5 protein-coding genes and 1 pseudogene are annotated in these 8,091 nt (G+C 63.5%); 2 read left to right on the top strand and 4 right to left on the bottom strand.

Features of this window, described 5'->3' with window-relative positions:
* Window positions 1-1,806, top strand: a 1,806-nt coding sequence (gene paaZ / locus Q4P21_RS07960) for a phenylacetic acid degradation bifunctional protein PaaZ (RefSeq protein WP_303388252.1), incomplete at its 5' end; no start/stop codon positions are given.
* A 201-nt stretch (window positions 1,807-2,007) separates the two neighbouring features.
* Window positions 2,008-4,323, top strand: a complete 2,316-nt coding sequence (locus tag Q4P21_RS07955) for an FdhF/YdeP family oxidoreductase (protein WP_303388251.1) — start codon at window positions 2,008-2,010, stop codon at window positions 4,321-4,323.
* Window positions 4,324-4,343: 20 nt separating this feature from the next.
* On the opposite strand, the gene Q4P21_RS07950 is transcribed toward Q4P21_RS07955, so the two are convergent.
* The 4 genes and pseudogenes from Q4P21_RS07950 to Q4P21_RS07935 all read right to left on the bottom strand — a co-directional run.
* Window positions 4,344-4,544 carry a DUF427 domain-containing protein gene (locus tag Q4P21_RS07950; RefSeq protein ID WP_303388250.1) on the bottom strand — a complete coding sequence of 67 codons (201 nt, stop codon included), beginning with the start codon at window positions 4,542-4,544 and terminating at the stop codon, window positions 4,344-4,346.
* Between the two features lie 117 nt (window positions 4,545-4,661).
* The gene (locus Q4P21_RS07945) at window positions 4,662-6,830 is read right to left on the bottom strand and encodes an HNH endonuclease signature motif containing protein (protein ID WP_303388249.1); all 2,169 of its coding nucleotides are present in this window, start codon (window positions 6,828-6,830) and stop codon (window positions 4,662-4,664) included.
* Between the two features lie 159 nt (window positions 6,831-6,989).
* Entirely contained in the window at window positions 6,990-7,607 is a 618-nt protein-coding gene (locus Q4P21_RS07940) for a TetR/AcrR family transcriptional regulator (protein WP_303388248.1), read from the bottom strand.
* Window positions 7,608-7,620: 13 nt separating this feature from the next.
* Window positions 7,621-7,916, bottom strand: a pseudogene (locus tag Q4P21_RS07935) (hypothetical protein); the annotation flags it as partial.
* Between the last annotated feature and the right edge of the window lie 175 nt (window positions 7,917-8,091).

Below are 8,091 nucleotides of genomic sequence, written 5' to 3'. Positions count from 1 at the left end.
GACGGTGGCATCGGGGTGCTGTTCACGCTGTCCTCCAAGGGCCGGCGCGAACTGCCCAACAGCAATGTCATTGTCGAGGGGCCGGTGGAAGTGCTCAGCAAGGACGGCTCCTTCATCGGCGAGCACATCTACACCCCGATCGCCGGCGTGGACGTGCAGATCAACGCCTTCAACTTCCCCGTCTGGGGCATGCTGGAAAAGTTTGCCCCGGCATTCATCGCAGGTGTTCCCACCATCGTCAAGCCGGCCACGCCCAGCGGGTATCTCGCCGCGGCGACCGTGCGCGTCATGATCGAATCCGGGATCCTGCCGCCCGGGTCGCTCCAACTGATTTCAGGTTCGGCCCGCACGCTGGTGGATAAGCTCGACTACCGGGACATGGTCTCCTTCACCGGCTCCGCCAGCACCGCGAACCTTCTGCGTGCCCACCCCAACGTTGCCCACGGCGGCGTCCGCCTGAGTGCCGAAACAGACTCGCTCAACGCCGCCATCCTTGGTCCTGACGCGGTCCGGGGAACGCCGGAATTTGATGCGTTCATCAAATCGGTCGTGACGGAGATGACCGTCAAGGCGGGGCAAAAGTGCACGGCCGTCCGCCGCGCCATTGTCCCCGAAGACCTGCGCGCCGACGTCATTGTGGCCGTGGGCGCCAGGCTCACCGAACGCGTGGTGGTGGGCGATCCCCGCGCCGAGGGGGTGACCATGGGGGCGCTCGCCTCGCTGGAACAGCTGGCCGACGTCCGCGCTGCCGTCGAAGCCATGCTCGCGGCCGGTGGAGAGCTCGCCTGGGGAACCCTGGACGCGCCCCAGGTGAGGCACGCGCAGAGCCCGGCATCCGGCGTCGAACATGGCGCATTCATGTCCCCGGTGCTGCTCGACTGGGCCGATTCCGAAGCCCCGGCCGTGCACACCCTGGAGGCGTTTGGTCCCGTGTGCGGTGTGCTGGGTTTTTCCACGCACGACGGCGGCGCCTCCGAAGCGGTCCGGCTCGCAGCGCTGGGGGCCGGGTCTCTCGTGGCGACGGTGTGCACGAATGACCCCGACTTTGCGCGCGCGGTGGTGACGGGAATTGCCTCCCACCACGGGCGGGTGCTGGTGCTGAACCGTGAGGATGCGCGCTCCTCGACCGGCCATGGATCGCCGGTGCCGCACCTGGTGCACGGCGGGCCGGGGCGTGCTGGTGGCGGCGAGGAGTTGGGCGGCATCCGTTCGGTCAAACACCACATGCAGCGCACGGCCATCCAGGGCTCACCGAACATGCTCACGGCCGTGACCGGTGTGTGGCACGCGGGCGCGGACCGCGTGCTGGCCGGGGTGCCGGAGTTTGGCGGGGTGGAGGGGGCGGTGCATCCGTTCCGGAAGTCCCTCGCCGAGCTGCACATTGGCGATGCGTTTGCCTCGGGGCTGCGCCAAGTCACGCTGGAGGACATTGCGGCATTCGCAAAGAGCACCGGCGACACGTTCTATGCCCACACGGACGCGGCGGCCGCGGAAAGGAACCCGTTCTTTCCTGGCATAGTGGCCCACGGGTACCTGCTGGTCTCGTGGGCGGCCGGACTGTTTGTGGAGCCCGCTCCGGGACCGGTGCTGGCCAACTATGGGCTGGAAAGCCTTCGCTTCCGCACGCCTGTTGCGGCCGGGGATTCCATCCGCGTGACGTTGACGGCCAAGCAGATCACCCCTCGCACTACCGACGACTACGGCGAGGTCTGCTGGGACACTGTTTTGCACAACCAAAACGGCGACGTCGTTGCCACGTATGACATCCTGACCTTGGTTGAAAAGGAAAATACGCTCTACAAGTGACGCGTACGGGCCAGCGATGCCGGACCTAAGTTCCATTGCCTTTCCCTGCGGGTGGTGCTAGACAAATTGAACCGCCAATATCGCGTTCGTTGTCATGTGTGTTGGGGACAGCCTGCATGACGGCGTGCGCGGAACCGATCCAGCTGGCTGCCGCCACTTGGCCCGGAGAGTTCATTCTTCAAGCAAAAGGTTGTGTGCGCAATGAGCATCAAGCCCCCAGTCCAGGATGAGTCGGATGCCGAGCTGCAGGTCAGCAAGCCCAAACGATCGGCCGGAGGACTGCCCAGCCTGCAGTATTCCATGCCCCAAGCCGTCGCCGAGATGGGCGTCACGCGGTCAGCGAAGACGTTGCTGGCCATGAACCAGAAGGACGGCTTCGACTGCATGAGCTGCGCGTGGCCGGACCCGCCCGAGCGCAAGACCGCGGAATTTTGTGAGAACGGCGCCAAGGCTGTCACGTGGGAGGCGGGGCTGCTGACCATCGGGCGCGACTTCTGGGAAAATAACTCCGTCTCGTCGCTGCGCAGCCGCAGCGAATACTGGCTAGGCCAGCAGGGGCGGCTTGTGGAACCCATGTACAAACCCGCAGGGTCTGATCACTACCAGCCCATCAGCTGGGAGAACGCCTTCCGTATTGTGGCCCGTGAGCTGAACGATCTTGATTCACCGGATGAGGCCACGTTCTACACGAGCGGGCGCACCAGCAACGAGACCGCGTTCCAATACCAGCTCTTCGCCCGCGCGTTCGGCACTAACAACCTGCCGGACTGCTCCAACATGTGCCACGAATCCACCGGTAAGGCGATGGAGGAGACCATCGGCATCGGCAAGTCTGCCATCGCCTATGAGGACTTTGAAAAGTCAGACCTGATCATCATCATGGGGCAGAACCCGGGCACCTGCCATCCACGCATGCTCACCGCATTGGAGGAGGCCAAGGATGCCGGCTCCACCATTGTCGCCATCAACCCGCTTCCGGAGGCCGGGCTGATCAACTTCAAGAATCCGCAGCGCCCCCGCGGTCTGGTGGGCAAGGGCACCGACCTGGCTGACCAGTTCCTGCAGATCAGGCTGGCCGGTGACATGGCCCTTATGCAGGCCGTGGCCAAGCGCGTCTTCGCTGCAGAGGCGGCCGCGCCCGGTGCCGTCCTGGATCATGCGTTCCTGGAAGAGCACTGTCAGGGGCTTGAGGAGTACCGGGCGCACATTGAAAACGTGGACGAGAAGGCGGTCCGGGAAGCCACCGGACTGCGCACTGCGGAGATTGACGAACTCGCCAGCCGCTACTTGAAGGCCGACAAGGTCATCGTCACGTGGGCCATGGGCCTGACCCAGCACAAGAAGGCCGTGCCCACCATTAAGGAAATCATCAACCTGCTACTGCTGCGCGGCAACATTGGCAAGCCCGGCGCGGGCCCCTCGCCCATCCGCGGGCACAGCAATGTTCAAGGGGACCGGACCATGGGCATTTGGGAACAAATGCCTGACCACTTTCTGGATGCCCTGGGCAAGGAGTTCAACTTTGACCCGCCCCGTGCCCACGGCTTCGACGCCGTCCAAAGCATCCGTGCCATGCGGGATGGAATGCTGAAGGTGCTTTTTGCCATGGGTGGCAACCTGGTTGGAGCCATCTCAGATACGGCCGTAGCCGAGGCTGCATTACAAAAGCTGAAGCTGACGGTCCAGGTCTCTACGAAGCTCAACCGCTCCCACGCGTTTGTGGGCGCTCAGGCGCTGATCCTTCCCACCCTGGGCCGGACCGAGATTGACAGGCAAGCCACCGGCGAACAGTTCGTGACAGTGGAGGACACTGTCTGCGCCGTCCATGCCTCCAGCGGCAAGGTTGAGCCGGTGGCCGTGGGAATCCTGTCCGAGATGGCGATTGTCAGCCACCTGGCCCGCGCCGTCCTGGGCAAGAACCATCCCATCGACTGGGCCGGATTCGAGGCCAACTACGACACCATTCGCGAGCACATCAGTCATGTAGTTCCGGGATGCAGCGACTACAACGCCAAGGTCCGCCAATGGGGCGGATTCGTGCTGCCGCACCCGCCACGGGACAGCCGCACGTTCCCCACCCCGACCGGCAAGGCGATGTTCAGCGTGGGCGAGCTTGAAACCGTTCAGGTGCCCAAGGGCAGGCTGCTGCTGCAGACAGTGCGCTCCCATGACCAATTCAACACCACCATGTACAGCCTCAACGACCGTTACCGAGGAGTGAAGAAGGGTCGGCAGGTGCTGTTCGTCAACCCCTCCGACTTGGTCGAGCTCGGCATTCCCAACGGCAGCTACGTGGACATCCACAGCGAATCGGTCGACGGCGTCGACCGGGTCCTGCGCCAGCAGCGGATCATCAGCTTCCCCACAGCACGCGGCTGCGTGGCGGCATACTTTCCCGAAGCGAACGTCCTTGTTGCCCTCGATGACACGGCGGAAGGCAGCAACACCCCGGTGTCCAAGTCCGTCGTCGTCCGCCTCGAAAAGACCGATGCGCCCGCCTTCGCCGCCGCCCACTAGTCAACTGCTGAAGTTTCCATTCAGAGTTCGACGACGTCCACCAGTTTGTCGTAGAAGCTCACGTAACCGGCGATTTCGGTTGACGGTGGGACAGGGGATTGGTGGCTCCACGCGACGTCGTCTTCGGGGCCACCGGGCAGCCGCCAGTAGCTGGCCGTGCCCTTGTTGAGGCACAGGACACCGACGACGCCGTCCGCCGGGACCGCGTGGCACGGGACCACCCGCACACTGAGCAACTCTTGGTGGTTGGTTCGTAGCGAAGCTCGCCGGAAAGTGCTTTCAAGGACGCTGAAATTTTTGTGGACGTGCCTTCAGCGTGCACCCGGCCCGTCTGCCCGTCAGTGTTGTTCTGAGGCCCGGTCGTGATGGTATATGTTGCGGCGTTCCCTGCCAGTGATGTCCGCGGAATAGGGGGGCCTGAACCAGGCGATGCCGCCTTCCAGCCGGACGCTCCAGCCCTTGTCATGAAGGTAGTGGTGGTGCAGGCTGCAGCACAGGACGCCGTTGTCCACGCTGGTGGTGCCCCCGGTCTGCCACGGGACAATGTGGTGCGCTTCTGTCCACTGTGCCGGTGCCATGCAGTCCGGGAATGCGCAGCCCATGTCCCGGGCCACGAGAACCTTGCGCTGGGCGAACGTGAAAAGCCGTTGCGTGCGGCCGACATCCAGGATTTCCCCATTGGAGCCGACCAGCATCTCGGTGACACCTGCGCTGCACATCTGCTCGGCAAACAATGACAATGGCACCTGGCCGCTGTAGGGCGAATCCACGGTACCGTCATTGGTCCGGCGGTCCAGGTCTTCCTGGGTGAGGGAGAGATACAACTGCGTCTTCAGCCCGCCGTTGATGGGCAGCTTGTCTGTTCCGGCGGCCAGCGTGAGGCAGTGGAGCATGCCGTCCAACAGCATTTGTGCCCGGGTGCGTTTGTCCCTGACGGCCGTGTCCGTGCTGTTGGGATCGATGGGGCTCAACCCCGGGAGGTTCTCTTCCGATCCGGGTGCCGGTACCCAGACGCCGTTGACCAAGTGTGGCCAAGGCTGCGGGTTCGCTTCCTGCAGACTATCGCCGTCCGAAACAGCTTCCTCAGGTGGTGCCTGTCCAGACCACCATGCGGCTTCTGGCACTGCCTGTGCCCCGGAACACCAGTCATCATTGGGTATCTGTGCGGCCCTGCACGGCTCAGCACCATCGCACGGCTCCGCGGCGATGAACGGTCCGGTGCTTCCGCAGCGCCCGCCATCCGGAGCCGGGTCCCAGCCATTTGCATCTTTTGCAAGGTCAGGGAACCAGAACCATGACTCTCCTTCATAAGCTGGCGGAATTGCATCGGGTGGAGCGTTGGGAGGTCGTGGCGGAATTTCGCCCGGCACCAATGGCCGCCTCCAGCCCTGGCCGGCTGCAGAGGTGCCTCGCTGCGGAGGTCCCGGGTCCGGGGCGGGGCTCGTGTCCGAACGCGATGAACTCCGATCCTGGGGCGGCGGTGGGGAAGCTGATGGTGGCCGCGGTGGCGAAGCAATGCCAAGGCCGGATGCCGGATTGCCCAGCAACCGAGCCAATTGGTCCTGTGACAGGAGCAACCGGGAGCCCTCCGGCTGGTCGCCTGTCGGTTTTGCACCATCGCACTGCACGGGGGCTCCGAGTTGCGAGTCGCAGGACTCTTCCTGGGCGGAGTCCTGGGCATGGCTGTTCTGCCGTTTGGGATTTGTTGCCCAGTCGATGCAGGCCATGGTTTGTTCGTACTGGCTGATGGTCATGTACCCGTCGATTTTGACCCACCCGCGGTAGGGGCGACGGAAGGAGATGCCTTGTTTGGCAAGCCGCTGGGATTCTGAGGGTTTTTGCCCGTCCGGATCGAGCAGGGCCAGTGCCCGAATGCCCAAGTGCCGCAGGAAATATGGTCCCTCAACCTCGGCATGTTCAGTGAGGGTGGCCTCCAAGGACCGGGCCTGTCCGGCCTCGATCGTTCCTGACTTCTCCAGCCGGACTGCCTGGTCAACGAAACTGGAAACCACCAACGCCTGTTCGGCGGAGATCAGGCCCGAAAAGAGCGCGGATCCAAGCACGGGCTGGCTGGGCTCGGTTACCACCAGCGTCAACGGGTCCGTGGACGGCAGGAACCGGTCCGCCAGCCGGAGCCGGTTGCTGGCCTCGACCCGGCTGATATTCAGCGAAGAACTCACGAAGTCAACGGGTTTTTGAGGCCCTGCCGCCTGATACCGTCCGGCAGAAACACGATCGGCAAGGTCTCCTGCCGAGTCAACCATGAGCCCCTGAAGGAAGTGGTTCAAATGCTCCAGGGTCTGCGCCCAGGCGGCGGCTTCATCGTCACTCAGCGATGCCAGGTCAAGGCCCATGGCCGTGGACAGCAAAGTGGAGGGGCCCGGTGTGACCGTGGCAGCCCTGACGAGTGATTCGGCAAGGTCCACCAGCCGGTGGAGGTGTTCACCAGCTACCCTGCCGCCCTGTGTGGAACCGGGATGCCCCGGCCCCTTTGCCGTCGTTTCCATACATCAAACACTACGCGAAGGGTCAGACATTGTACGTCGAAAAACCAAAGATGAGGATAACTCTAGTAAGTGATCGAACTGTGGAGGAATTATTCGGTAAAAACAACCTCTCATCAGCCAGAAATTGCGATTGTTAGCGGGTAAACGGGCCGATCGAGACTATTTTCGAAGGCCGTCAAGGGTCATGGCGAGTACGTCGTCTGCCAGCTTCGCCGCGGATAGACTGCCTCCTGGTTTGTACCACTCAACGATGGAATTGACAGTGCCGAAGAGCAGCCGTGTGACGGTGGCGGCAGCAATGTCGTCCCGCAGGGAACCGTCCGATTGTGCCGCGGAAACCAGCCCGGTGATAGTACGGTCGAAAGCACGGCGCCGTGAGAGCGCCTCCCGTTCCATGTCCGTGTTCCCGCGCAGGCGCAGTAGGAGTGTGACGAAAGGCAGCCGCCCCACCAGCACCGCCACGGTCTGCCTGAGCACAAACTCAAGGCGGGAATCGGGCGTTCCGGTGGTGGCGCCGTCGAGCATTAAAACGCCTTCGAGGCCGCCCAGGGCTTCCTCCAGTGCGAGCCGCAGCAGTTCCTCCTTGGATGGCACATGGTGGTAGATGGCTGACTTCGAGATGCCCAGCTTTCCAGCGAGAACGCCCATCGAGGTGGCCTCGTAGCCGTGTAGGTTGAACACTTCCACGGCAATCCGCAGCACCGATTGCTGGTCGTAACCGGGCCGGCCGCGCCTGGCGGCGGGGGTTTGTGCAGCGGCTGGGGGAGTGTTGGCCATGGTCCCTAGTTTCTCACGGGGTCGCTCGGGGCCGCACGGGACCTGTCCTGGTGGCCCTTGCCGGGGAAATCACCGGTGGACTGTTGTCATAGATGCGGCGCAACGTGCCATTGGAATGTGCCAGTGAGCCGGGTTCGGCGACGTCGATGGTACAGGAGATACCAATGTGGCTTTTGACCTGCGTGCGCAGGCGGTCCCGGGTAGCAGGCTGGAAAGGTGGTTGGTGCGGTAGTAGATGACTGGCAGTGACTCCTTGGTCGGCGAGGTGAACACCAGCTCACCCGTCTGCCCGCCTGCCAGCACCGTGGGATGGTCTGGCTGCGGTCACGGAATTTAGCCACCGCAGCGAGCCGTCGACCGGTGCTCGTTGGTGCCAGGAAATTAATGTCCACGCCGGATGCCGCCTACCACCAGTCCTGTCTGGCCCCGATTGATGCCTTGTCGGTCTACGACGGCCGGGACACAGACCCCGTTGTGAGTGTCG

Source organism: Arthrobacter sp., from assembly GCF_030540645.1.
GTDB lineage: Bacteria > Actinomycetota > Actinomycetes > Actinomycetales > Micrococcaceae > Specibacter.
This window is presented reverse-complemented; position numbering and strand designations above follow the sequence as displayed.